At 45.6% G+C, this 25,028-nt stretch carries 21 protein-coding genes; 14 read left to right on the top strand and 7 right to left on the bottom strand.

The features are described from left to right. Positions 1–118 precede the first annotated feature (118 nt). From truA to L876_RS0101655, 7 genes are all read left to right on the top strand, one after another. Entirely contained in the window at positions 119–904 is a 786-nt protein-coding gene (truA, locus tag L876_RS0101685; RefSeq protein ID WP_028762201.1) for a tRNA pseudouridine(38-40) synthase TruA, read from the top strand. Between the two features lie 104 nt (positions 905–1,008). Beyond that, positions 1,009–2,259, top strand: coding sequence for a bifunctional tetrahydrofolate synthase/dihydrofolate synthase (gene folC, locus L876_RS0101680; RefSeq protein ID WP_028762200.1), 1,251 nt, complete (start codon positions 1,009–1,011; stop codon positions 2,257–2,259). A 32-nt stretch (positions 2,260–2,291) separates the two neighbouring features. After that, positions 2,292–2,870: an SPOR domain-containing protein gene (locus L876_RS0101675; RefSeq protein ID WP_028762199.1), complete on the top strand. Its 579-nt coding sequence runs from the start codon at positions 2,292–2,294 to the stop codon at positions 2,868–2,870. Positions 2,871–3,133: 263 nt separating this feature from the next. Beyond that, complete coding sequence (locus tag L876_RS0101670; RefSeq protein ID WP_028762198.1) at positions 3,134–3,622, top strand: CvpA family protein; 489 nt, start codon at positions 3,134–3,136, stop codon at positions 3,620–3,622. 100 nt (positions 3,623–3,722) lie between these two features. After that, on the top strand, positions 3,723–5,237 hold the full coding sequence (gene purF / locus L876_RS0101665) for an amidophosphoribosyltransferase (protein ID WP_028762197.1): 1,515 nt from the start codon (positions 3,723–3,725) through the stop codon (positions 5,235–5,237). Positions 5,238–5,593: 356 nt separating this feature from the next. Beyond that, the gene (locus L876_RS0101660) at positions 5,594–7,711 is read left to right on the top strand and encodes a methyl-accepting chemotaxis protein (protein WP_028762196.1); all 2,118 of its coding nucleotides are present in this window, start codon (positions 5,594–5,596) and stop codon (positions 7,709–7,711) included. Positions 7,712–8,148: 437 nt separating this feature from the next. Next, positions 8,149–8,334 (top strand): hypothetical protein, encoded by a 186-nt coding sequence (locus L876_RS0101655; protein ID WP_028762195.1) that lies wholly within the window; start codon positions 8,149–8,151, stop codon positions 8,332–8,334. 18 nt (positions 8,335–8,352) lie between these two features. Here the strand turns inward: L876_RS0101655 and L876_RS0101650 are convergent, their stop codons facing one another. Then, positions 8,353–8,616: a hypothetical protein gene (locus L876_RS0101650; protein WP_156029355.1), complete on the bottom strand. Its 264-nt coding sequence runs from the start codon at positions 8,614–8,616 to the stop codon at positions 8,353–8,355. Positions 8,617–8,884: 268 nt separating this feature from the next. On the opposite strand from L876_RS0101650, the gene L876_RS0101645 reads away from it, so the two are divergent. Further along, positions 8,885–10,876 carry a DNA topoisomerase III gene (locus L876_RS0101645; protein ID WP_028762193.1) on the top strand — a complete coding sequence of 664 codons (1,992 nt, stop codon included), beginning with the start codon at positions 8,885–8,887 and terminating at the stop codon, positions 10,874–10,876. Between the two features lie 24 nt (positions 10,877–10,900). On the opposite strand, the gene L876_RS0101640 is transcribed toward L876_RS0101645, so the two are convergent. From L876_RS0101640 to L876_RS0101625, 4 genes are all read right to left on the bottom strand, one after another. After that, the gene (locus L876_RS0101640; protein WP_028762192.1) at positions 10,901–11,095 is read right to left on the bottom strand and encodes a DUF4250 domain-containing protein; all 195 of its coding nucleotides are present in this window, start codon (positions 11,093–11,095) and stop codon (positions 10,901–10,903) included. A gap of 88 nt (positions 11,096–11,183) precedes the next feature. After that, on the bottom strand, positions 11,184–11,933 hold the full coding sequence (locus tag L876_RS0101635) for a ribonuclease H family protein (RefSeq protein ID WP_028762191.1): 750 nt from the start codon (positions 11,931–11,933) through the stop codon (positions 11,184–11,186). A gap of 60 nt (positions 11,934–11,993) precedes the next feature. Beyond that, entirely contained in the window at positions 11,994–12,563 is a 570-nt protein-coding gene (locus L876_RS0101630) for a DUF1415 domain-containing protein (protein ID WP_028762190.1), read from the bottom strand. A gap of 22 nt (positions 12,564–12,585) precedes the next feature. After that, positions 12,586–13,182: a LysE family translocator gene (locus L876_RS0101625; RefSeq protein WP_028762189.1), complete on the bottom strand. Its 597-nt coding sequence runs from the start codon at positions 13,180–13,182 to the stop codon at positions 12,586–12,588. 348 nt (positions 13,183–13,530) lie between these two features. Between L876_RS0101625 and L876_RS0101620 the strand changes: the two genes are divergently transcribed. Together L876_RS0101620 and L876_RS0101615 are read left to right on the top strand one after the other, a co-directional pair. Next, entirely contained in the window at positions 13,531–16,491 is a 2,961-nt protein-coding gene (locus L876_RS0101620; RefSeq protein ID WP_028762188.1) for a M9 family metallopeptidase, read from the top strand. Positions 16,492–16,804: 313 nt separating this feature from the next. After that, positions 16,805–17,374 carry a DUF4136 domain-containing protein gene (locus tag L876_RS0101615; RefSeq protein WP_028762187.1) on the top strand — a complete coding sequence of 190 codons (570 nt, stop codon included), beginning with the start codon at positions 16,805–16,807 and terminating at the stop codon, positions 17,372–17,374. A gap of 170 nt (positions 17,375–17,544) precedes the next feature. Here the strand turns inward: L876_RS0101615 and L876_RS0101610 are convergent, their stop codons facing one another. Beyond that, on the bottom strand, positions 17,545–18,387 hold the full coding sequence (locus L876_RS0101610) for a DUF2797 domain-containing protein (protein WP_028762186.1): 843 nt from the start codon (positions 18,385–18,387) through the stop codon (positions 17,545–17,547). A 166-nt stretch (positions 18,388–18,553) separates the two neighbouring features. Next, positions 18,554–19,048 carry a glycine cleavage system transcriptional repressor gene (locus tag L876_RS0101605; RefSeq protein ID WP_028762185.1) on the bottom strand — a complete coding sequence of 165 codons (495 nt, stop codon included), beginning with the start codon at positions 19,046–19,048 and terminating at the stop codon, positions 18,554–18,556. Between the two features lie 184 nt (positions 19,049–19,232). On the opposite strand from L876_RS0101605, the gene L876_RS0101600 reads away from it, so the two are divergent. From L876_RS0101600 to phoU, 4 genes are all read left to right on the top strand, one after another. After that, positions 19,233–21,491, top strand: coding sequence for an ABC transporter permease subunit (locus L876_RS0101600; RefSeq protein WP_028762184.1), 2,259 nt, complete (start codon positions 19,233–19,235; stop codon positions 21,489–21,491). A 60-nt stretch (positions 21,492–21,551) separates the two neighbouring features. Continuing rightward, positions 21,552–23,204, top strand: a complete 1,653-nt coding sequence (gene pstA, locus L876_RS0101595; RefSeq protein WP_028762183.1) for a phosphate ABC transporter permease PstA — start codon at positions 21,552–21,554, stop codon at positions 23,202–23,204. A gap of 72 nt (positions 23,205–23,276) precedes the next feature. Beyond that, entirely contained in the window at positions 23,277–24,095 is an 819-nt protein-coding gene (pstB, locus tag L876_RS0101590; RefSeq protein ID WP_028762182.1) for a phosphate ABC transporter ATP-binding protein PstB, read from the top strand. A 40-nt stretch (positions 24,096–24,135) separates the two neighbouring features. Next, the gene (gene phoU, locus L876_RS0101585) at positions 24,136–24,837 is read left to right on the top strand and encodes a phosphate signaling complex protein PhoU (RefSeq protein WP_028762181.1); all 702 of its coding nucleotides are present in this window, start codon (positions 24,136–24,138) and stop codon (positions 24,835–24,837) included. The last annotated feature ends 191 nt before the right edge of the window (positions 24,838–25,028 follow it).

Genomic DNA, 25,028 nt, shown 5'->3' with positions numbered 1-25,028 from the left:
TGCGCTAACCGAGGTGGATTTACCTAGAGTTATGCGCCTTTTACTATCCAGTTTGGCGTGTTCGTATGCTAGAATCCCGCGCCTACTACACTACTTTTATGATAAGGGATGGCATTTCATGCGCGTCGCATTAGGTATCGAATATGATGGCAGTCGTTATTTTGGCTGGCAACGTCAAGCTGAAGTTGATTCGGTGCAGCAGCAATTAGAGAAGGCGTTATCAATTGTTGCCAATGAACCTATCGCTATTCAATGTGCTGGCCGCACGGATGCGGGCGTTCACGCGACCGGACAGGTTGTGCATTTTGATACAGACGCCATTCGTAAAGAGAGTGCTTGGACCTTAGGGGTTAATGTTAATCTGCCTGATGATATCGCCGTGCGTTGGGCAAAAGAGGTTGATGACGAGTTCCATGCGCGATTTACCGCAACAGCAAGGCGTTATCGTTACATGATTTACAATCATCAACTTCGCCCAGGCATTCTTCGCTCTGGGGTGAGTCACTACCCAGGTGTGATTGACGAGAACAAGATGCACCAAGCAGCGCAACACCTGCTCGGAGAGCAAGACTTTACCAGTTTTCGTGCGATTCAATGTCAGTCGAATACTCCGTTTCGCTGTGTACATGAGGTCAATGTTACCCGCCAAGGCATGTATATCTGTGTGGATATCAAGGCCAATGCCTTTTTACACCATATGGTACGAAACATTGTCGGTTCATTGTTAGAGATAGGCTATGGCCGTCAAGATATTAGCTGGATTAAGCAGTTATTGGCGCTTAAAGACCGTACGCAAGCAGCGGCAACGGCAAAACCTAATGGTCTGTATCTCGTCGACGTAACCTATCCCGAGCTCCACCAATTACCTAAGCTTGCGCTGGGCCCACTGTTTATGTTGGACTAATTTACCGTTTTCACATTGACAGATAATTAGCGCTTGGTTGTTAGCGGTTTATAACTTTTGGCGACAGTTAATCTTGTCTTATTTGGTCTTTTATAGAGTATTTTATGCATTCACTAAATCATCACTCTAGTCTAGATGCTTGGTTAGCGCATCTAATGTCAATTCACCCCTCTGAAATTGACATGGGACTCACGCGGGTCACTGCTGTCGCAAAAATCTTGGGGTTAACAACATTGACCAACACCAAAATAGTGACGGTAGCGGGAACAAATGGCAAGGGCACCACTTGTGCCATGATAGAACAAGTCATGGCGAAAGCGGGTTGGCGTGTCGGCGTTTATAGCTCGCCCCACCTAATGAAATACAACGAGCGGGTGCGTGTCGAAGGAATCGATGCGAGTGATGAGGCCTTGATTGAGGCCTTTTGTGCCATAGATAAGGCTAGAGGTGATATTTCACTGACATTTTTTGAATACGCGACCTTAGCTGGTTTATATGTTTTTAAGGCCGCAAAGTTAGATTTAGTCCTGTTAGAAGTTGGTTTAGGCGGACGCCTTGATGCCACCAACCTCATCGATGCCGATATCAGCGTCATCACGGCTATCGATATTGACCATCAAGAGTATCTTGGTGATACGCGAGAACTGGTGGGCCGAGAGAAAGCTGGCGTCTTTCGCACATGTCGTCCAGCAATTGTGGGCGACCCAAATATGCCTCAGTCGGTTGTCGACTATGCTAACGAAATTGAAGCAAACCTCAGCGCAGTTGGTTGTGGTTTTACTTATCAGCAGAAAACATCCGATTGGCAATTCTCTGGTCAATCATTATCAATTGATCGCTTACCACTGCCGCAATTGCCCCTGCCCAATGCCGTTACTGCTCTGGCCGTTGTTGAGCAGTTGTTGCCGACGGTTGACCATGACACTGTAAGAGCTAGCCTACAGCAGGCGCGCCTAACCGGCCGTTTTGAAACCTATAGTGAACATCCGTTGATTTTACTTGATGTCGCCCATAACCCTCATGCAGCCGCTTATTTGGCGTCTCGTTTAGCGGCACATAAAGGCCGTCGTATTCTGGCGCTTTGTGGCATGTTAAAAGACAAAGATTGCCAAGCGGTTATCACGACACTTAAAGACTGTGTCGATGCTTGGTATTTCACAGATCTTAACTGTGACCGAAGTGCCAATGCCATTGAACTGGGCAGTTATCTAAGTGGCGACACGCCATCGAACCATTTTGGTTCAATGAATCAGGCATGGCAGGCATTAAATCAAGATATGTTAAGTGACGATGTGGTAATTGTGTTTGGCTCCTTTTACACTGTTGCAGAGTTTAAGAATTTAGATCAAGAGTGAGTGTGAATGTGACCGAAGAAAAACAGAGTCGATTGTCTAGTCAATTCCAAAACCGTCTTGTGGGCGTCATTGTGCTGGTGGCGCTAGGTGTTATCTTTTTGCCTGATATCCTAGATGGCAAGAAGCAGCTTCAAGAGGAGCAGTTTGCCGAAATTCCACTGCGCCCAGAGATAGTGCAAAGTGATGATTTACCGCAACCAATAGAGCTGATTGATTTATCTGAACAAACCGCTCAGTTCGTTGAAGGGGAGCCAACTGAACAAGAAACGGTTGAAACAACGCCTATCGATACAGCAACTGTGTCGGAAAACGCTGAGAAGTCGAGTCCAAGCGAGGCTAAAAAAAACACAGTCAATAATGATGCTAGCCCAGCGTATACATTGCAGTTAGGTAGCTTCAAAAATGCGACCAACGTGAAAGCCTTAGTTAGCCAATTAAGAAAAAAAGGGTTTAGAGCTTATACCATTCCAGTGAAGCCGGTTGATGGTCAATTAACTAAAGTCTTTGTGGGGCCTGATATCTCTAAGACCAAACTGCTTAACTTACAAAAAGAGGTTGATAAGGCCGCAGGGGTGAAGTCGGCTATTGTTGCCTATAACCCAGTGCAGTGAGTCGGTAAACACGCGCGATTGCCTTGGTATTTAAAGCCAACAAATTGTGGGCGTTTCTACACCAAGCCTAGTGATATTGCTAGGCTTTTTTATGTGTCATTTCGCTGCTTTACAGAAAAGTGTTTTTCACTTGTCTGGTAAAATCGTTTCACAAAGATCTGTTTATGTTTTACGGCATTTAAATTGTGTTTTGGGGGTGAGAATGTCTTCAGTCTCTGGTAAGATCGCGCCGTCTTAATGCTAATGCTGGATCACATTATTCAATGGTTTGGATCGATTATGCCATTATCGCTGTCATCGGAGTGTCGACTGTAATTAGTCTACTTCGTGGTTTTGTTAAAGAAGCTATGTCACTTGTGGTATGGTTTGCAGCGTTTTTCGTCGCGAGTCAGTTTTATCAAGACCTCGCCATTTACCTTACCCAGATCCTCGATGAGATGTTAAGGAACGGGGTAGCCATCGCTATTCTCTTTGTTTCGACACTCATTATTGGTGCACTCGTTAATTATCTTATTGGTCAGCTCGTCGCTAAAACAGGCTTGTCTGGTACCGACCGTGTACTTGGACTCTGTTTTGGCGCATTGCGCGGTGCCTTAGTCGTTAGCGCGATACTCTTTTTTATGGATGCTTTTACCGGAGCACCCAATACCGATTGGTGGCGCAGCTCGCAGCTGGTCCCCGAATTTGGAGTGGTTATCCAATGGTTTTTTGACTACGTGGAAAACACCTCTAGCTTTGTACCCAAAATATAAAAATGCTAAAGCATTACTGAAATAGGTCAACCTTTCTAAGAGGTGGCCAACTTTCAATCATAATAATTATCAGAACATCTTAAAATGAGGAAACCTACCCATGTGTGGTATCGTCGGAATAGTTGGCCGGACATCGGTTAATCAGACAATCTATGATGCATTAACTGTACTGCAGCACCGCGGGCAAGATGCGGCTGGAATCGTTACAGTGGATGGTCACGCATTTAGATTGCGTAAGGCAAATGGTCTGGTAAAAGACGTATTTGAACCAAAACATATGCAACGCCTGCAGGGCAACGCGGGTATTGGTCATGTTCGCTACCCAACAGCCGGTAGTTCTAGTGCATCTGAAGCTCAGCCTTTTTACGTTAATTCTCCTTTTGGGATCTCGCTGGCACATAACGGTAATTTGACCAACACCGTGGAACTGCACGAGCGTCTTATTAAGCAGCGTCGTCATGTTAATACCACGTCAGACTCAGAGGTCTTACTGAATTTACTTGCCGATGAATTGCAAACCACTGAAAGCCAGTTTTTAACCGCTGATGAAGTGTTTAATGCCATTACAAACGTACATAAGATCACCCGTGGTGCCTACGCTGTTACCGCAATGATTGTTGGACAAGGTCTGGTTGCATTTAGAGATCCGTTTGGTATTCGTCCTCTGGTATTGGGTAAACATGAAACCGAGCATGGCACCGAATATATGGTGGCATCGGAAAGTGTGGCACTTGATGCTGTAGGTTTCGAAACCATGCGTGATGTTGCGCCGGGTGAGGCAATCTATATCTCACTTGATGGGCAGCTGTATACACGCCAATGTGCCGAGTCACCAAGCTATTCTCCTTGTATCTTTGAGTATGTTTATTTTGCTCGTCCAGACTCTACCATCGACAAAGTGTCGGTATACGGCAGTCGTGTGAATATGGGAACCATGCTAGGAGAGAAGATTAAGAAGCAGTGGGAAGATCATGACATCGATGTGGTAATCCCTATTCCTGAAACATCATGCGATATTGCGCTTGAGATTGCTCGTAATATGGATCTTCCGTACCGCCAAGGCTTTGTGAAGAACCGTTATATTGGCCGTACGTTTATTATGCCTGGTCAGCAGGAGCGTAAAAAGTCAGTGCGTCGTAAACTTAATGCAATCAATGCAGAGTTTAAAGGCAAAAACGTATTATTGGTGGATGACTCCATCGTACGTGGTACTACGTCTGAACAGATCATAGAGATGGCACGAGAAGCCGGTGCAAAGAAAGTTTACTTTGCGTCAGCTGCGCCAGAAATTCGATTCCCTAATGTCTACGGTATTGATATGCCAACCACAAGCGAACTGATCGCTCATGGCCGTGATGCTGAAGAGATCAATAAGCTTATTGGGGCCGATGGCATTATTTTCCAAGACTTAGAGGATCTTATCGAGGCCGTACGTCAGCAAAACCCAGAGATAAAACGTTTTGAAACCTCAGTGTTTGACGGACGTTACATTACCAATGATGTTGACCAAGCTTATTTAGATCATCTTACGCAACTACGTAATGATGACGCTAAAGCTAACCGTAGCAAAGATATCGGCACTAATTTAGAACTACATAACGTGTGTCACCCATAAGGGACAAGGTATACGTATTCTTGAATTAATGTGCTGCTGATGAAAGCACTTGAAAAATCGACTCCTTACCGAGTCGATTTTTTTATGGGGGTCGTATTATCTCTGTTGCGCTGGCCACCGATAAACCAGTACGTGGACAAAATGGATAATTACCGCAAATTTTTATTTTTAAATTATCGATGATGATTTTTTAGTTTTAACGCTAGTTCTCTCATTCTGGTCAACCACTTGTCATAAGAATGACTGGGCCAAGTATGATAAATAAGTCGCTTATCTATTTGTTTATTTTGAAACAAATGCTACGTTTATTGATGTGGTTGCAGCCTGTAACACTTTCAATTCCTCTGGAGCGTTAAATGAAGCATTTGTCTATCAGTACTAAGTTACTTTGGATAACATCAATGCTGTTTCTGGTCATCGTAGCGATATTATCATTTAGCTTATGGTGGTCACTCAGCGACAAAAATGCCCAGCTTGCGGATCAAGTTGAAACTGCATTACATCAAGAGACTCAGCAACGTTTAAGTGCTCGTGCGGGAGAGTATGGTGAACGAGTGGCTGGGTTTATCAATGAAGCTTACCGGATCCCATTTTCATTTGCGGGCATGATGGAGCAAACTGCTGAAACCAAGCCACTATCACGAGAAGGTGTGCTTGAAGCTACCGCAGGGATATTAAAACAGAATGATCAACTGTCCTCTCTGTATGCGCAATTTGAGGTCAATGGCTACGATGGCTTAGACAGTGATAACACCTCAGACCAATCGCATAGTGTCCCTGATGTGGGGACGCTAGAGATCTATTTTACCCGTAACGATGACGGCAGTGTCGAGCATCACCAAGTGGATGATGCGGCAGAAAAGTACATTGAAACCCTCAATGAGTTTGGCATCAGAGAAGCCGAGTGGTATCTGTGTGCTAAGGACAAGAAAAAACCTTGTTTAATGGAGCCCTATCTTTATGAGATCACACCGGGTAATAACGAGTTGATGACATCATTGACCGTACCTGTCGTGGTCAATAATCAATTTATAGGACTGGTGGGGGCCGATTTAAACCTACCTATTTTTCAAAAAATGATCGACGAGCTTTCCAATAGCTTATATCAAGGCAAAGCTAAGGTGACACTATTAAGCCAAAAAGGCTTGATTGTTGCCGCAAGTCATTATACTAAAAAAGCACGACCGCTAGCAGAGTCGATACCCGCGTCTCAGGCGACCCAGTACCAATCACTACATAAAAATGGTGGATACCTCGACAGTGGCGATAATATAGTTGTTGCCTATCCTATCGCTATTCCCGTTGCGGGGGCTGAGTGGTCTTTAATTGTCGAAGTGTCGAAAGAGGATGCATATAAAGCTGCCATGGCGATGGATATCGCGATGCAAGAGATGGCTGCCTCCTTAGGGAGTTTATTGCTCATCGTTGGTAGTATTGTGTCTGTGATTGCGGTGGTGACCATCAGCATAGTGATCCGCAGTATTATTGCGCCGCTCAAGGTGATTCAAAGTCGGGTTGAAAACTTGGCGAGTGCCGAAGGTGATTTAACTCAGACCATTACGGTTGAGTCTCACGCTGAACTCATTGCCTTAGGCAGCGGTATTAATGGTTTTATTACCAAGCTAAGGTTGCTTATCGCGGAGCTTAAAGAACTTGCTGAGCGCTCTCAAGGAGAGAGTCAAACCGCAGCGGGTATTGCCGAGCAAACTCGTGAGAGTGTGAATAGACAATACAGTGAAATAGAGAGTGTTGTTACCGCGGTTAATGAGATGAGCGCAACAGCGCTCGAAGTTGCTAAGGCTTCTGAGCAGACTGCGATGGAAACCGAAGCGATGACCGCGAATGTCAAAAGTGGCGAAGAGAGCTTAAGTCAGGCGATGAGTTATGTGACACATATGTCGCAAGAGTCATTGCTTGCTAAAGAGGCGGTCAGTAAGGTTGCAGAAAGCAGCACAAACATTAGTAAGATTCTTGAAGTAATTAGTGCGATAGCAGAGCAAACAAACTTACTAGCGCTGAATGCGGCGATTGAAGCCGCTCGTGCGGGTGAGCAAGGGCGTGGCTTTGCTGTGGTGGCCGATGAGGTTCGGGCATTAGCTTCCAAAACTCAAAGCTCTACCGATGAGATCAGTAAGCTGATTGATTCGCTGCAGCGGGAAGTCAACAGCGCGTCTAATATCATAGACCAAGGCGTTAATGGGGCACAACGGGCGGTAGAACAGACTGAGATGGCGTTAAGCTCACTCAATACGATAGTTTCTCAAATTGAGGAGGTCTCGTCCCAAGTCACTCATATCGCGACGGCAGCCGAGGAGCAAAGTGCTGTCACCGAGGAAGTTAATCGTAATATAACTGGTATTTCAGACTCTGCATCGGAATTGGCGCGTCTTGCTGATGAAGCGCAAGCTAGCAGCGTCAGTTTGGCCGATCTCGTCGCGCAGCAGCATCAGCAACTTGGTAAGCTCAAGACATAATTGTGATTGAATACACAGACGATTAACCCTTTAGTCGACAAGTAAAGCCCATGCTCATGATTGAGCATGGGCTTTACTGTTTATGGTTTTCAAAAGATGGCATGCTCGTCTTATCAACGAAAACCCGTATCCCATCATTGGGTCTTTGTGTTGTTAAAGGCATCCGCAGATAACGCAAACTGTCAACGGTAAATATCTAATAAAGCGTTGGTTTTACACTGTTGTCTACCCTTGCAGTGTTTTGGGCTGGTAAAAAACTGTGCTGGCAGAAAGCACAGCACAAATTAAGCAGATGCTCACTTCACTGCAATAGTCGATGTCGCGGTAACCACATCGGTTACATAAAGCGTCGCGATCAGCCAAGAGACGGTAAGCCTATCAATGAAAATGACCGATACGCTTAAAAATATTCGACATCAGCTGTCAAATCATCCTTGATGAGCCATCAGATTTCTGAGGTGGTTGAGTTAGCCGCAGGAGAAGGTGCTGAACGACGTATTGTGGCCATTTCTGAAATGGCTGAAAACAGCAGTTTAGTGTCACAACGCGCCCATAATGCAAGTGATGAAATTCATTTATTGACCCAATATTTAGGCGTTGCAACGGCAAAATTCTTTATATAGCTTAGCTGTGTTAGCGAGTTAGACAAGATGTACTCCCCATACGAGTAACCAAATTGAAAACAGTAGGGTAATGGTGCAGCGATTGATACTTTGCTTGATAAAAATGCCGATTAAGGTCGCTAGGGTCGTCATAGGAATGACTAGCGTCACCAGCAGTGACTGAGTCCAAGGGCTAGTATCAATTAGCGGTACAACAAGCATAAGCAAACCACACGTGGCGAGGAACTGATAGATCACCAATTGGTCCAACCGGGGTTGATCAGTTAGTACAGGGGTTAGCATGGTCATGTCCGTTAAGTCGCTTTAAGAGATGCCTACCATACCTGCAAATGATAATGGTTCTCAACTGTATTTACATTGTCAGATAAATATCTTTGCTAATGTAATCATCGCAAGCAGGGTTTTACCAAAGAGCATATAGCATAGATCACTCTGACAGGGACTCGTCTTATTATGGTGCTAAGACGCTAATTAGCGCGAGCTTGTGTTTGCAGTCTCACAATTCCTAGGTTAAAGTTACTGGTAATTTATACAGTGATTGTGCCAATTTATGATCTTATACATTGCCGAGAAACCCAGTCTAGGGCGAGCCATTGCCGAAGTGTTACCAAAACCCCATAAAAAAGGGGACGGGTTTATCACCGCCGCAAACGGTGATTGTGTTTCTTGGTGTATTGGTCACCTACTTGAGCAAGCTGAACCTGATAGTTACGACCCGGCGTTTAAATCCTGGAAGTTCGAACATCTACCTATTATTCCTCAGCAATGGAAAATGAAGCCAAAGGCTAAAACCAGAGGCCAGATAACGGTATTACGAGGCTTGGTTAAACAGGCGAGTGTCTTGGTTAATGCAGGTGATCCTGATCGCGAGGGACAGCTACTGGTTGATGAGGTGATTGCCCACTTAGGGGTTAAAGGTGACAAACTCAACCAAACCAAACGCCTACTTATTAGCGACCTTAACCCACAAGCGGTAAAGCGTGCCTTGGGTCAGCTACGTAGTAATCGAGAGTTCATTCCATTATCAACCTCTGCATTAGCCCGCGCCCGTGCTGATTGGCTCTATGGCATGAATATGACTCGCGCCTATACCATTCAGGGGCGTAAAGTGGGTTATCAAGGGGTGTTATCCGTTGGGCGGGTGCAAACACCTCTGCTCGGGTTAGTCGTTCGCCGTGATGAGGAGATTGCCAATTTTGTTAGCAAACCTTTTTATGAAGTACTGGCCAATTTAACGACCGATAGGGGCGAGGCATTTCAGGCCAAATGGCAGCCAAGTGAAGCATGTCAGCCCTATATGGATGAAGATGGTCGGGTGCTATCTAAGAAGTTAGCTGAAAATGTTGTCAATCGCATTAGCCAGCAACAGGCCGTGGTGATGGATCTGCAAAGCAAAGATAAGCAGCAAAATCAGCCACTGCCGTACAGTTTGTCAGCGCTGCAGATAGATGCCGCAAAACGCTTTGGCATGAGCGCTAAAACAGTATTGGATACCTGTCAGTCCCTTTATGAAAAACATAAACTCATTACCTATCCTCGTTCAGATAGCCGTTACCTGCCTAAAGAGCAGTTCTCTTTAGCGTCAAAAGTGGTCGATGCTGTACTTAAGGGGGCCAGTGAATTAGTACAAGGCGTTGATGCACCCAATTGCAGCATCAAGTCCAAAGCCTGGGATGATAAAAAGGTTGATGCTCATCATGCGATAGTTCCAACTGAAAAAGTGGCCAATCTGTCTAGCCTGACTCAAGGTGAAAAACAGATCTATTTGCAGGTCGCACGTCAGTATTTAGCACAATTTTATGGACCATATCAGTACCATGAAACACAGGTCGTTGTGGATGTTGCTAATGGTCGATTTACCACCAAAGCTAAACAAGACAAAGCGTTAGGTTGGAAAAAGCTGTTTCCACAAAGAGGTAATGGTCAGTCAAAAACTGATGATGACACTGAGTCGCTGCAACAACTGCCACCGTTAATTACAGGGCAATTGCTTCAATCTGGTCAAGGCGAATTAGTAGAAAAAAATACCCAAGCACCGAAAGCTTTTAGCGATGCGACTTTGTTAGCCGCAATGACAGGGATTAGCCGCTATGTGACAGATCTTGAGATTCGAAAGATATTAAAAGAGACTGACGGCTTAGGCACTGACGCCACCAGAGCAGGTATTATTGAGTTGTTGTTTAAACGGGGTTTTTTGCAGCGACAGGGGAAATCAATTGTCGCAACAGAGGTGGGTAAGGGATTGATAAACAGTTTGCCACTTTCTGCGAGCACCCCAGATATGACCGCACTTTGGGAAAGTCATCTTAATGCAATTAGCCGTAAAGAATCAAAGTATCAAAGCTTTATGACCCCATTAGTCACCTCGCTTACGCAGCTCATTGAGCAAGCCGGCGCGCAACTGCCGACATCATTACAGGGGGTAAAGAGCACGGCTGCACCGTTTAAAAAGCGTCGTTATAGTGGAAAAAACTCAGCGGCTAAATCTGGTGGACAAAGCTATACTAACGCCACAAAAGGACGGCGAAAAAGGCCTGCTTAAGGTTGCTGGCAATCGTCTTATCCGTTAGCCAGTACCTTTAAATTGATTGCTAATAGGGTCGTAACTAAAGCCTGCTTCACTTAATTTTTGCTCTAATAGTTCACTCGCAATATCAAGCTCATAGTAAAGTGCTTCTCTGTCGTGGCAGTGCAAACGTAATTGCTCGTTGACGATGCCTAACAGCACATCGCCACTAAGCTGAGACAATTGATAGTCCATTGTGGCGGCTCGCTATCTAGTTGGCTGTTGTTTAGGTGTAGCCCAGTAGGTAGCGGGATGCCAATATCTTTAGCGATTTTGTTGCAGATTATCCTGCACGCAAACTTAATATATCTGCCAAAGCAATTGGTTCCGGGTACTGGCGAAACCCAGTATCTTGTTGATCAATGGCATAGATTGACATCCTATCAGCCAGCTCATTACCCTCAATGCCAACATGTGCGGCTACGTGAGAGATTTTCAGTTGTGACTTGATGTCATCATAAAGCGCATGGGCGGTTTGAATAATCGCGAGATTGGCGATGTCGCCAGCGGTTTTTCTTTTCCAACCTTTGGCTTTCCAGCCATAAGCCCAATTGGTGATACAGTTTAACGAATATTGCGAATCACTATGGATATGAACGCTATTTCCTATATTCAGTTCAGTCTTGGCCATCAGTAACGCTTGATGCAGGGCGTTGAGCTCAGCGGTATTGTTGGTACCGTTAGCGTTATATAACCCATACCACAGCTCTGCCAGCACTCCGCGTCGGTATAGCGCTAGGCCTGAGCCAGCTTTGCCTGGGTTGGGCTCACATCCGCCATCAGTATAAATGTCAACATCACTGTCCGGTAGAGCACTGCTATTCGGTTGTGAAGCTTTTTTTGATGAGACCTTACTCTTTGAATTAGTGCTTAAATTCGCCCCTTTACTAAAGGCAGCTTTTGCTTCAGCTTCTGTGCTAAATGATTTATAACGTGCGCCTGCAAAACCGTCGACTAAGGCTTTAGTTTGCGGCCAGCTGGTGAAAATGCCTGTTTCACGTCCGGCCCAGACTACATAATATTTGCTTGCCATCTTATCCTCTGATTATGGATGTCGTACGCTAAGTTGTCTTGCCGCAATGGGATCGGCGATTTAGCGTTTACAGTGCTGAAGCAGCTTGATAAAAAACTCACTGCCTTTTCGCTCAGCAAAAGTGATATTGCGCTCGGGAATAGACTCAGGGTCATCAAAGCTGGCTAATGCTTTTTCCATGCTCACTTCTCGAATGATATGCAGCGTCGGGTAGGGGGCACGATTGGTAAAGTTCGCTGCGCTGTCTTGTGGTTCGCCATCGAAGCAGTAGTCTGGATGAAAGCTGGCGAGTTGGTAAACGCCTTCGTAATCTTGCTCCTGCAGCAGATCCGTCGCTATATCTACTAAGTCGAGGTAGTCATAAAAACCTTCAAAGCCTGTAGGTAATACAAATAGCGTGGTTTCAACTTCTGGATGGCTATCCAAAAACTGACATTCAACGATGAGAGCTTCTAATACCTCTGTGAGCTTACGTTTATCAATGACGGCATAACGTATGGTTTGACGTTCCACTTCTTGGCGAGCAAAAGGGCGGATGTTGTATTTCATTATTACATCTTTAACCCAATTTTTAGTGTGTTGGGCTGCCATTTCCAATTCTTTTTGGGTATCGCTATCGGGAGCCGTCATCGATTGTCCTACTAAAATCCCGTTAATTTGAACCGATCATAGGGATGATAGAGAGGACAAGCAAGAGCGCCATGGAAATGTTGAAGATCTTTTGCTGGCGTTGATTCTTTAATAGGCGTTTTAATGCCACGCCAAATCCCAACCAGATTATAGCGCAAGGAAATGCCACGCTGAGAAAAACCGTGGCAATAAGTAGCACTTGGTCCAGCAGTGGTTGATCCAACGAGGTGAAGGTTGCCACTGCACCGACAGCCATTATCCAGCCTTTCGGATTAACCCATTGAAATGCTGCTGCTTGGAAAAAATTCAAGGGTTTGGCAGTTTGTTTACCATCCATCTTGCTACTGCTATTGGCGATGAGCCAAGCTAAATAAAGTAGATAACCGATACCGACATATTTAATGATGAGATGCAAAATAGGATAACTGTGAAACAGTGCGCTGAGGCCTAACCCGATGGCCAGTACCATACAGGGAAAACCAATACAGATCCCGCTTAGGTGAGGCAAGCTTGGTCGAATGCCAAAATTGACGCCTGATGTCATTAACATGATGTTATTAGGCCCAGGGGTGATCCCCGATGAAAAGGCAAACAAGGCGATAGCAAAAATGAGTTCTATGGACAAGTGCTTCACTTTCTATTGAAATTAAAGTGACATCATCGCTGACATTTTTTCAACAGACCAGAAAAAAATACTCATCATAAATATTTATCTGTAAACCCTTGATAAATATATAAACTTAATGGCAGTAATCGTTGCCATCTTGGCAATCTTCCATGATTCTCCCGTCAATAAAGCTTGCAATGGGATACTGTATAAAATATAACTTGAGCGTAACATCTTGTTAACCTATCTCGGCGGCAGGGTGTGGAACACCGCAATGCACATGCACAGAGAACGCGTGGCATTAGTTAAAAACTGAGTAATGGCAAAGCCCAAATAGGCGTTGTCGGTCAGGAGACCAAGATGAAAATAGTCAAATCTAGAATCACAAACCGTCATCGATTTCGACAGTCAATAATTGCCATGGCATGTTCTGTAGCAATTATGCCTTCTATGGCTGCACTGGCGAGTGAACACAGTTCGCTTACAGCACCGACCCAACAGATTAACCCCAAAGAGCAAACGGTTACCAGCAGTCAAGCACGCTTTAATAAAGAGGCGCGTAAACCCAAAGGATCGAGCCGTTTAGCTCACCATGTGCCAACACTTGAGAGTAAAAGTAAAACGGTTACTGGTCTGCCTGGTATGGTTGGCGCTATGGGCGTTGGAGGCCCTGAAGCAGAAGTTGACCCCTGTAATGGCTATAGCCAATTTGATGGGCTAACAGGGCAAGCGTTATATGATTTTGTCCGCCAAGCTGAGTTCTCTTGTATATCAGAGCTTTATTCTAAAAACGATGCCACATCGATTGCCGCTTACCAAGCGCAAAATGTCATTGATGTAGCTAACCTTGCTAAAGCCAATGCGGCCACCTATGACAGCACTAGCGGCAGTGAAATGCTTAACCTGTTTTATTTCCTTCGCGGTGCGTTCTACATTGAGTACTACAATGACGGGCTGACTTATAACGACACACTGCCTGCCGATGCGTTACGTGACCTGCTAATCGAGTACTCTAAGAATCCAGCAATGTCAGATACTGGCGCCATGCAAGGTAATACTCTGCAAGAGTTCTTTATCTCTTGGGACAGCGCTGATAGTTTTTACGAAGCGGTTCCTGCAATCACTGCCTATCTCAACGGATTCAGTGAATCCCACTTGGCGGAAAGCCAGCACCGCTCGGCATTAACAAAGGCGTTAACTACCCTCTATAATGGCAATTGGGATGCGACATACACTAAAGCGTCAATGGAATATGATGCGTTGCGTGCAGCATTGCTAAAGGTCGCGACCTCTGATTACATTATTAACTCGGCCTATAACTGGGAGTCCACTGACGCCTTTCATGAGTTCGGTCGTTTCTACGAATATCAAGAGTATTGGGCTTTACCTGCGAGCTTGAAAACTGATTTAAACAGCGGTGTTCAAACCTACATGAACAAGTTTGAACGTCTCTCTAAAGAGTGGGCTGATGCTGCCGGCTACCTTGACTATTACAATCCAGGGCAGTGTGAGGCCTTTGGTATCTGTGGTTGGGCCGATGAACTTGAAAATACTGTGCTGTCTATACAGTACAGTTGCAGCGACACCATCAATATTCGTGCGCAAGAGATGAGCAATGCTGAGTTGCAGCAATCGTGCGATCTCATGGGTGGTGAAGAGATACTATTTCACGACATCTTAGCCACGGGGAATCAACCGGTCGCAGATGATCTGAACACCAATCTCGAAGTTAATATTTTCAACAGCTATGATGACTATGATCAATATGCGGGCACTATTTTTGGTATTAGTATCGATAATGGTGGTATGTATCTTGAGGGCACGCCATCACAAGTGGGCAACCAAGCAAGGTTTATTGCACACGAAGCCACGTGGACCGATGAGGTGTTGGTTTGGAACTTACGCCACGAGTACGTGCACTATCTTGATGGACGTTTTAATCAATATGGTGCATTCAATTACTTCGACATTGATACGGGGAAATCAGTTTGGTGGTCTGAGGGGTTAGCGGAATATATCTCTCACCAAAATCGCTACGATGAGGCGGTGACTATTGGCCGCAGCCAAGCATTTACCTTAAGTGAAATCTTGTCAAATACCTACAACAGCGGTACTGACAGAGTGTATCGTTGGGGCTATCTTGCTGTGCGCTTCTTGTTTGAGAACCATCGTGCCGATGTAGATGCGTTACTCGTGCATGCTCGGGGCGGGGAGGCAAGCGAGTGGCTGAACTACATTAATGACACCATAGGAACTCAATATGACAGTGAGTGGAACGCATGGTTACTGACTGTTAGCAGCAACGATACCCCGCTTGATGGCGGTGTCGTGGTGCCGCCGCTCGATAGCGATGGTGACGGCGTTGCCGACAGCGATGATGCTTTTCCATTTGATCCAACAGAAACCCTAGACAGTGATAGCGATGGGGTTGGTGATAACCGCGACGCATTTCCACTAGATAGTAGCGAAACCATTGACAGCGACGGTGATGGTTACGGTGATAACAGCGATGCTTTCCCATTAGATGCAACAGAGTGGGCCGATGAAAATGGTAATGGTATCGGTGACAATGCTGACGCCAACAATGGTGGCGGGACAGAACCGGTTGAGCATTGTGGTGCGACAACGCTCAACGATGGCAACCTAAACCAAGAGCAGGTCGAGTGTGTGTCAGGGGCGGGGACTAACTACTTCTACACATACGTCGCTGCCGATAATACTCAGTTGTACATTTCAACTGCGGGCGGTAATGGTGATGTAGACCTCTATTTCAGCCAAGATACTTGGGCTGGGGCAAATAGCTTTACGGCTAAGTCAGTGACCTCAGGTAATAACGAGTTGATTGATGTGGTGGCTAACCGTGGCTGGGTCTATGTATCCACCTCTACAGCGCAAGCGTTCGATGGTGTTAGCTTAAAAGTTAGTTTGACAGCGCCAGCTACAGGTGGTGGCAACAACGGTGGCACAACGCCTACAATCGTCAGCGATGCCTGTGTAACCTTGAGTCCATATAGTTACGGTGGATTAGCGTTTGGTGAAGCCATCTGTATTGCCGACGGTCACTCAAGTTATTACTTTTATGTGCCAAGCGATACGGCGTCTATTTCGATTGACTCCGCGCATGGAACGGGCGATGTGAACCTCTATGCCAATGGTTCAACATGGGCAAGCCCTACGAGCTTTGACGCTAAATCGGAGAACAGTGGTAATGTAGAATCGATCACAGTCACCTCACCGAATGAAGGTTGGTATTACATTAGCGCAGACGGTGCCCCATCGAGCAGCGGTGCTAGCTTAGTGGTTAATGTCACACCTCAATAATCGCTAAAGTTGTGTAACAAAAAACACCGACATCATTGTCGGTGTTTTTATTGGGTGCATGCTTCTTGGCCAGCTTTTAGATGAGCCTTTTGGTGTTGAATAACTGCACAAGCGAGCATTTCATTATTCATTTGTCTTGAATTCGTACTCAGAACGCTCTAGGCCAATCATTTGCTTATATCCTTCGATATAAATAGCGACCAAGCAGCCATGAAAGCGCAACCGCTGAGAAATAGAGATTGCATCTCAGTCAGGATAGGTTAATTTTGAGTGAGCTAAACTGTGCCAAACAGACAAGAGGGAAGCTTTATCTATGGTGAACAAGATATTAATGATGGTCGTAGCACTGCTATTGACAGCCTGTGTAACGCAGGATGATGAGCTTATGCCTCAATCTGATCGCACCACAACCGTTGCGACAGGTGATTTAAGTTTTATCAGCGCCAACACAAAGCGATTTGCGTTACACCCCAGTGTTGCCACCGTTAAAGTCGACGAGCGTGTAGACAGCGATAAGTTAAATGTCGCGATGCAAAGTGCATTAATAAAGGTGATGCAAGATAAGGGCTATCAGCAAGTTACGGCTCAAGATTCGCCTGATCTCTTGTTGGGGTTTGGTGTGGCACTTGGCTCTGAGATGAGTGACAAAGAGATCCTTAAAAGAGCGGGGTTAGTCGCGGGCTTGTCGGAGCAGGGCGTCGACATGAGCCAGTATGAGAAGGGATCTGTGATGTTGGTGATGTTTCAGCCTTATCAAGCGATGCCTGCATGGCGTGTATTAACTCAAGGCTTTACTGATTTAGCCCATCAAGATGGCAAGCGTCAACCGCGTTTAGAATCATTAGTCAATGCGATGTTGAAGTCGGTACCAAATCAAGATTAAGAGTCACAGATTGCGAAAGGCTGTCGATTAGCGCGAAAAAAGCAGGGGTTGTTCAGTGTGCTAAATAGGTAAATTTGAGGGTTAAAATCAGTATAAACAATCCCTAAACCGGTTAATTTAGGCAAGCGCTAACGGCGAGTGATGCTGTTAACGCTTGTTATAATTAAAGACTATGAGGCTTGGCTTTCGACCGAGATCTCATAAGCGGTGAACTTTCTCAAATTGATCACCCCTGTATCAAAAATCAAGTACTGCCCCTTAATCCCCTCTAATTTACCGGTAACTACCGGTTCCTTATCAAAGTTGTACGAAGCTATTTTGGTCGGAAATTGCGTGACAGGATAGTCAATTTCCTGAATGTCGCCTTTGAGTATCTCAATCGCATACTCACCATGCAGCATAGCTAGCTCATGGATTTTACTTTCAATTTGCGGCAATAACTCGGCTGCCTGGGCAACAAGATCCATTGGGTCAGCATTACCTTTTAACATAGTGCGCCAATTGGTTTTATCGTTGATCATCTTAGCGAGTTCAACTTCTACTAACCCAGATAGTTGTCTGCTAGAGACCTTTAAAATGGCCAGCCCTTGTGTAGCTCCCTGGTCGATCCAGCGGGTAGGTAATTGAGTATGACGTGTGATACCCACTTTTAAGCCCGAAGTGTTTGACAAGTAAACATAATGCGGCACAAAACAGTTTTCTTCTCCCCATTGTGGCTCGCGGCATGTGCCTTCGGCGAAATGGCAAGTTTCCGGTTTCATGATGCACATGTCGCAGCTGGCGAGTTTGCGCATGCAGTTAAAGCAGTGTCCCTGAGAAAAGCTCTTTTTGGTTTTTTTATTGCAGTTGCAGCAATAGATATTGCCGCTGTGGGTGAGAGTGACCTGTTGTCCGATCAATGGGTTCATCTCGATAAGCTGTTCGCCGAGCGGTAGCTGATACTGGACTTGATTGTTGTTATCTAGGCTAGCGCGCATTTTCTTTATTGTGCCGATGAGCGGGGAGTTGTGCATGTTTGGAGTCCAAATAGGTATAGAGCAGGTGAAGCTTTATTTTCAACACCTTATAAACAATAATGCAGAGTATATCAGATTGTTGTTGTTAACTTTGATAGATTTAACCGATTGCAAGGGCAGAATAATGAATCGTTCTGTCCTTGCCATAAGGTGTAACAGTCGATTAGATGATATCAAGCACGACATCATCGCCGAGTTCATACAGTGCCTGAGTCAGTTGCTGCTGCGCGGCATCGTCAAGTTGGTTTAGACTAAAGGTGGCTCTAAATAGGGCTACTCCGGTATGACTTGCGCTCTCATAGCAGGTCGATAGTCGTTCGATATTGATACCTAAGTCACTAATCTTATTTGATATTTGGTGAACTAACCCGGGCCTGTCATAGGCCACCAATGAGTAGTTTTGGTAGGTCTGTGGGGCAATCGCTTTGGTCGTCTTAGCATAGGTAAGCGTTAACCCCTCTATACACTCCAAATTTTCTAACAGGGTTTCCCAATTCGCAGCGGGGACTTCGAGTAGTAGTATGGCAGCGAAGAGACCATCGATATGACGTAGCTCTGAGTCTAACCAATTCCCGCCATGGCGACTGATAACATGGGCTATCTGTTCCACTAATCCTGATTTATCGGCGACTTGCAGTGTCACTAAATATCTTAACATTTCGCTAAAGCTCCATAAGTTGTTTAATATCGATGACATTTATGCGTTGTAACAATAGTGTCATCTTTGCGTCATATAATCCCAAAGGTCAGATAAAGGGGTGTTTTGTTTCACTATAGTTAACATAGCCGAAACGACAATCCCAGTGAAAAACTCCACTGAACAATAATTAACGAGGTTTTTAATGGAAACTCAGGTAACCCAACCTGGTTCTGCTGCATCACAGTTGTTGATGGGGAAAGGCTCAAGTCGCAGAGCATTTAAAGATAAGTTGACTCAAGCCGGTGTCACGTTGGGCGGCACTATGGTTTTTGTCGCATTGTTGTTGATCTTTTTCTATCTGCTCTATGTAGTTAAGCCTATTTTTGATGGTGCAGATGTCCAGCCGATAATGAGCGTCGAGTTACAAAATAACGATGTCGCCGCGTTAATGGTGGGAAGTGATGAGCAAAATGAGATTATTTATCGTGTAGCCGAAAATGGCAAAGTGGCTTTTTATCAATCGGCGACTGCTCAGCTATTGATGGAAGCAGAAGTTGAACTGCCTGCCAATGCCCAAGTGGTTAGCAGCGCTACATCAATGCCTAGTGAGCAACGATTTGCATTTGGCCTATCGAATGGCCAAGTGGTGATAGCTGGTATCAATTTCTCTGTTACTTACCCAGATAATAAGCGGGTGATCACGCCAAGTCTTAGGTATCCACTGGGCGTGACACCTCTGAGTGTTGACGGTTCAGGCCATAGTTTAAACCAACTCGCCTTCTCTTCGAGTTCTGACATGATGAGCTTTGCGTATCAAGACGATAATAAGCGCTGGCATCTTACGCGTCATGAAGGTGAAGAGAACATGATGACAGAAGAGGTTGAGTGGGTGGCAACCTCAAGTGTGATTGACGATGCGCCGCAACAGGTCAATCAACAATTGATGACTCCCGACCAACGTCAGCTATTGCTTCGCGCAGGGGATCGTCTCTTTGTTTACGATATTCGTGATGCTGACGCAGTAACCTTGGCGCAAGTGATTGAGTTAGATCGTGCCAAGACCCGAGTAAGTGATGTGGCATTGCTGGCCGGAGCGAGTTCAATCCTAGTCAGTTGTGACAATGGTGTTGTTGTACAGTACTTTCAAGTCAATGGTGATACAGGTCGTCAATATCAAGCCATTAGGGACTTTAAAAACTCTGCTGGCGTAAAAAGTATCGCCAGTGAGTTTTATCGTAAGAGCTTTGCAACCATAAGTGAAAGTGGCGAGTTAAACTTGCTCTACACCACTAGCCAACGCAAGTTGTTTACTGAAACGTTTGATATCAAAGCACCACAGCAGATGGGATTTAGCCCTCGCTCAAATGCTTTAGTAGTAGAAGCGGGGGGACGTTTACACCTGCTTTCGGTTGAGAACAGTCATCCGGAGGTTTCGTGGAGTGCCATGTGGAGCAAGGTATGGTACGAAGGGTACCCAGAGCCGCAATATGTATGGCAGTCCACGTCAGGTTCTGATGATTTTGAAGCCAAGCTGAGCTTAATGCCATTAGCATTTGGCACCATGAAGGCGGCGCTTTATGCGATGTTGTTTGCGACACCTTTGGCGATTGCCGGGGCTATCTATACCGCCTATTTTATGTCTCCCAAAGTGCGCGCCGTCGTCAAACCTACTATTGAGATCATGGAAGCCTTACCCACCGTCATCTTGGGTTTCTTGGCGGGTCTTTGGTTAGCTCCGCTTATTGAAGACAACCTGCCCGGGATTCTCGTGCTGCTGTTTATGCTGCCAATAAGTATCTTAACGTCTGCATTTGCGTGGCATAAGCTACCTGGTCGTTGGAAACAGCGTTTACCAGAGGTTTACCAGGAGTTGATGTTACTGCCTGTTATTATCTTTGTTGGCTGGTTCTCTTTCTATATCAGTCCGACATTGGAACTGGCCTTATTCGGTGGTGATTCACGCATGTTCATTACCAATGAATTGGGCATCACGTTCGATCAACGAAATGCGCTAGTGGTTGGTATCGCTATGGGCTTTGCGGTCATTCCAACTATTTTCTCGATTGCCGAAGATGCTGTGTTCTCCGTACCGCGTCACTTATCCAATGGTAGCTTGGCCTTAGGGGCGACGGATTGGCAAACCCTGACAAGGGTGGTGTTACTCACTGCGAGTCCTGGTATTTTCTCTGCAGTAATGATGGGGTTAGGTCGTGCGGTGGGTGAAACCATGATTGTGCTGATGGCAACCGGTAATACCGCCATTATGGAGTGGAGTGTGTTTGAAGGGATGCGGACACTTGCGGCGAATATCGCAGTAGAAATGCCTGAATCGGCGATTGGTAGTTCACACTATCGGGTGCTTTTCCTAGCAGCATTTGTACTGTTTATCTTTACCTTCTTCTTTAACACCATTGCTGAAGTGGTACGACAGCGTCTACGTGAACGCTACAGCTCACTGTAATGGAGGCCAGTATGATAACAATTTCAAGTATTTCGCCTGTGACCTTAAGAGGCTTATGTAATGGGTAATTGGTTTAAATCGGGTTCCCCCTGGATCTGGATGACAGGCGGTGCTGTCAGTATTAGTTTGATTGCCGTATTGGGTCTGCTGCTGTTAATTGCGTGGCGCGGTTTAAGTTACTTTTGGCCAGCCGAGATCTACCAGTGGGAGCTGGTGGACCAACAAGGTGTCTCATCAACCATCATAGGTGAGATTTATGATCGAGAAGAGGTGCCGACAGAGCGACTTATCTCTGCAGGTCACAAGTTTAAACAAGACCCTGGCGAGATGGTCACCCGTTACCTGATTAAAACGGGTAACCGTGAGTTTGTTGGTTTAGATTTTCGCTGGGTATTAGCCACTGATATCGTTTCTCGCTCTAAGCCTGAGGATGTGGCTAAGATGGAGCGAACTAAAAATGGCGATTTCTATGGTTATCCATTGGCGATTATCGAAGATGGTAAGCGTTTAGCATTAGATGATGTAGAGGCGTCGTTTGAGGAACATATCGAGCGCGCGGTTGAACTAAATGATCGTGCCGTTGAACTGCAAAAACGTGAGATTGGTGCCATCAATTATCAGCTTGAAAATCTGCGCCTTAAAGAGCGTCGCTACGAGTTAGATAATGCCTTAACTGACAGTCGAAAACTTTCGCTGCAAGCAGAACGCGACAAGCTGCAAGCCGATTACCAGCTGCTAGAAGATGAATTCTTTGCCCTGCGCCAAGAAGCGGCTCGTGACTCGGTGATCATTCGAGATATGCGCGGTGAAGAGGTGACCTTAAGACTCGACAGTATTCTTGATGTGACCTATTCAAATCATCTTGGCATTTTAGGCAAGGTGGGCCACTGGTTCGCAGGCATCGGCAATTTTGTTAGTGCCGATCCTCGTGAAGCGAATACCGAAGGTGGGGTGTTCCCTGCGATATTCGGTACCGTCTTTATGGTGATGTTGATGGCCGTTATCGTGACGCCATTTGGGGTGATTGCCGCCATTTATCTGCATGAGTATGCCAAAAAAGGTCCTATCACTAAAATGATCCGCATTGCGGTGATTAACTTAGCGGGTGTGCCATCAATTGTTTACGGTGTATTTGGCCTTGGCTTCTTTGTATATATGCTCGGTGGCTCACTCGATCAGTTGTTTTACCCAGAAGCCTTGCCAACACCAACATTTGGCTCGCCAGGGGTTATCTGGTCGGCGTTAACTTTAGCCATCTTAACCTTGCCGGTAGTGATAGTCTCTACTGAAGAGGGATTAAGCCGTATTCCAAGCTCTGTGCGTCAAGGCAGTTTAGCGTTGGGGGCAACGAAGGCTGAGACGTTATGGCGAATCATTTTGCCTATGGCGAGCCCTGCCATTATGACCGGCCTCATTTTAGCAGTTGCCCGTGCGGCAGGTGAAGTCGCCCCGTTAATGTTGGTCGGTGTGGTAAAACTTGCCCCGACACTGCCTATTGATATGAATTTCCCATTTGTGCATTTGGAACGTAAGTTTATGCACTTAGGTTTCCATATCTATGATGTTGGCTTTCAAAGCCCGAACGTAGAAGCGGCTCGTCCGCTGGTGTATGCCACCTCATTCTTATTGGTGTCAGTGATTGTCAGTTTAAATTTAACGGCCATTGCTGTTCGTAACCACCTGCGTGAGAAGTATCGCTCGTTAGAACATTAACCCTATATTTAATACGCCTGAGCATGGCTCAGGCGTTAATAAACAGATATCCTGAAGTGATTAGGAAACGTTATGATTTCGATAGATAAGTCGGTAATGAAAACAGAGACTTTAGATTTAGACAACTTAAGCCCTGAGCAAACGGCGTTAGAGATCCGTAATCTGGATCTTAAGTATGGCGATAAACAGGCACTGTTCGACGTGTCGATGAAGATACCTCAGAATAAGGTGACTGCTTTTATTGGCCCAAGTGGCTGTGGTAAGTCGACCTTACTGCGTTGCATTAACCGTATGAATGACTTAGTGGATAATTGCAACATTGGTGGCGAAATTCTGCTCCATGGGCAAAACATCTATGACAAGAAGGTTGATGTCGCATCACTGCGCCGCAATGTTGGTATGGTATTTCAGCGTCCTAATCCTTTTCCTAAGTCAATTTATGAGAATGTGGTTTATGGTTTACGTCTGCAGGGGATCAACAATCGCCGTGAATTAGACGATGCCGCCGAACGTTCATTACGTGGCGCTGCGATTTGGGATGAAGTGAAAGATCGTTTGCACGACAATGCATTTGGCCTCTCTGGTGGTCAGCAGCAGCGTTTAGTGATAGCACGGGCGATAGCGATTGAGCCGGAAGTCTTGTTGCTCGATGAGCCAACATCAGCGCTGGATCCTATCTCTACACTGACGATTGAAGAGCTGATCACTGAGCTAAAGTCAAAGTATACCGTAGTGATCGTGACTCATAACATGCAACAAGCTGCACGTGTGTCAGACCAAACTGCATTCATGTATATGGGCGAACTGGTCGAATACGCAGACACCAATACCATCTTCACCACGCCTAAAAAGCGTAAAACTGAAGATTACATTACTGGTCGTTATGGCTAATCACCCGACACTAAATTTGAATTGATAAGGTTAATTTTTAATGGAAAACATGAATTTAAATAAGCATATCTCTGGTCAGTTCAATGCTGAGTTGGATGATATTCGTAACCGCGTGTTGGCGATGGGTGGTTTGGTTGAACGTCAGTTAGAGCAGTCTCTCGACGCTCTGGGCAAGCTGGATGCCGATTTGGCACAAAAGGTCATTGATGGCGACCATACAGTTAACGGTATGGAAGTGGCTATTAATGAAGAGTGCACACGCATCATTGCTAAACGTCAGCCTGCGGCAAGTGATTTACGTTTGATCATCGCTATCTCGAAAACCATTGCCGATTTAGAACGTATCGGTGATGCCTGCGTTAAAATTGCCAACGCGGCTCTTGATAAGCGCTTGAAAAACCAGCAGCCGCTGCTAGTGAGTATCGAAAATATGGGTCGCCATGCGACTCGTACCTTGCACGCTACACTGGATGCCTTGGCGCGTATGGATGCCGAAGTGGCGATGGAACTGCATAAAGAGGATGCGAAACTCGATAGTGAGTATGAGGGGATCATTCGTCAGTTGATGACCTATATGATGGAAGATCCTCGCTCTATCCCTGAGGTATTAGATGTGCTGTGGGCGGCGCGTGCGGTCGAACGTGTGGGCGATAGATGTCAGAACATCTGTGAATACATCATCTATTACGTTAAGGGTAAAGATGTACGTCATACCTCTTATGAAGAGATGAAAAAGATCTAAGCTGTTCACTATTGAGCAAGTATTAAAAGCAGCACTTTGTGCTGCTTTTTTAGGTTTACGCTCTGGAGAATCTGGTCGTACTTGATGATATTTCAGGTAAAGATAATTTTATATAATTTGTTGTCTTGTCGCAGTTCCTTGCGAAAAGTCATTATAAAATCCGCCGCGACGTTCACATAGTTAATAACTAA

Origin of the sequence: Shewanella colwelliana ATCC 39565 (genome assembly GCF_000518705.1) — a bacterium.
GTDB lineage: Bacteria > Pseudomonadota > Gammaproteobacteria > Enterobacterales > Shewanellaceae > Shewanella > Shewanella colwelliana.
Note: the sequence above shows the minus strand (reverse complement) of the source record. Positions and strands in the feature narration are given on the sequence as shown.

Coding starts and splice junctions, on each gene's coding strand:
- truA (WP_028762201.1), top strand. CDS start 119: ATGCGCGTCGCATTAGGTATCGAATATGATGGCAGTCGTTATTTTGGC.
- folC (WP_028762200.1), top strand. CDS start 1,009: ATGCATTCACTAAATCATCACTCTAGTCTAGATGCTTGGTTAGCGCAT.
- L876_RS0101670 (WP_028762198.1), top strand. CDS start 3,134: ATGGTTTGGATCGATTATGCCATTATCGCTGTCATCGGAGTGTCGACT.
- purF (WP_028762197.1), top strand. CDS start 3,723: ATGTGTGGTATCGTCGGAATAGTTGGCCGGACATCGGTTAATCAGACA.
- L876_RS0101660 (WP_028762196.1), top strand. CDS start 5,594: ATGAAGCATTTGTCTATCAGTACTAAGTTACTTTGGATAACATCAATG.
- L876_RS0101655 (WP_028762195.1), top strand. CDS start 8,149: ATGAGCCATCAGATTTCTGAGGTGGTTGAGTTAGCCGCAGGAGAAGGT.
- L876_RS0101650 (WP_156029355.1), bottom strand. CDS start 8,616: ATGCTAACCCCTGTACTAACTGATCAACCCCGGTTGGACCAATTGGTG.
- L876_RS0101645 (WP_028762193.1), top strand. CDS start 8,885: ATGATCTTATACATTGCCGAGAAACCCAGTCTAGGGCGAGCCATTGCC.
- L876_RS0101640 (WP_028762192.1), bottom strand. CDS start 11,095: ATGGACTATCAATTGTCTCAGCTTAGTGGCGATGTGCTGTTAGGCATC.
- L876_RS0101635 (WP_028762191.1), bottom strand. CDS start 11,933: ATGGCAAGCAAATATTATGTAGTCTGGGCCGGACGTGAAACAGGCATT.
- L876_RS0101630 (WP_028762190.1), bottom strand. CDS start 12,563: ATGACGGCTCCCGATAGCGATACCCAAAAAGAATTGGAAATGGCAGCC.
- L876_RS0101620 (WP_028762188.1), top strand. CDS start 13,531: ATGAAAATAGTCAAATCTAGAATCACAAACCGTCATCGATTTCGACAG.
- L876_RS0101615 (WP_028762187.1), top strand. CDS start 16,805: ATGGTGAACAAGATATTAATGATGGTCGTAGCACTGCTATTGACAGCC.
- L876_RS0101610 (WP_028762186.1), bottom strand. CDS start 18,387: ATGCACAACTCCCCGCTCATCGGCACAATAAAGAAAATGCGCGCTAGC.
- L876_RS0101605 (WP_028762185.1), bottom strand. CDS start 19,048: ATGTTAAGATATTTAGTGACACTGCAAGTCGCCGATAAATCAGGATTA.
- L876_RS0101600 (WP_028762184.1), top strand. CDS start 19,233: ATGGAAACTCAGGTAACCCAACCTGGTTCTGCTGCATCACAGTTGTTG.
- pstA (WP_028762183.1), top strand. CDS start 21,552: ATGGGTAATTGGTTTAAATCGGGTTCCCCCTGGATCTGGATGACAGGC.
- pstB (WP_028762182.1), top strand. CDS start 23,277: ATGATTTCGATAGATAAGTCGGTAATGAAAACAGAGACTTTAGATTTA.
- phoU (WP_028762181.1), top strand. CDS start 24,136: ATGGAAAACATGAATTTAAATAAGCATATCTCTGGTCAGTTCAATGCT.